The organism is Lactobacillus sp. M0396 (assembly GCF_016101625.1).
Lineage (GTDB): Bacteria > Bacillota > Bacilli > Lactobacillales > Lactobacillaceae > Lactobacillus > Lactobacillus huangpiensis.
This window is the reverse complement of record NZ_JACFQE010000025.1, coordinates 1-411: the sequence shown is the minus strand read 5'-3', so window position 1 is coordinate 411 and position 411 is coordinate 1. Positions and strand designations below refer to the sequence as shown.

At 46.2% G+C, this 411-nt stretch carries 1 pseudogene; it reads left to right on the top strand.

Features of this window, described 5'->3' with window-relative positions:
- Positions 1–107 precede the first annotated feature (107 nt).
- Positions 108–411: pseudogene (locus tag H3T43_RS09305) on the top strand (IS3 family transposase); the annotation flags it as partial.

Genomic DNA, 411 nt, shown 5'->3' with positions numbered 1-411 from the left:
CGGTCTAGCTATTTTAGACCAGCCTTTCACTGCTTATACAAGTTATTTTAAGGAGCAGGCTCTCAAGCATAGTTGAACATGAGCCTGTCCGTCGAGTATCTATTGACTTGGGCTTAAAAAGTAGTGGCATGTTGTACAACTGGCTGCGCGAATATCGTAAAAATGGGTATAATATCGTTAACAAGCAGAGAGGACGACCGCCCCATGACCAAAAGAGAGCAGCTGATCAAACAGGAAAATCATCGGCTCAAGCAAGAAAACGAACGCTTACGCCAGCAGAACTTGAAGCTGAAAATCGAGAACGAATTCGTAAAAAAATTGAGCGTCTTAGTCGACCAGCGGACCAAGAACCGCAAGCCGCGGAAATAGCCCAGGCAGTTACCCAACTAAGGCGCGAGCTTAAAGTCAGCG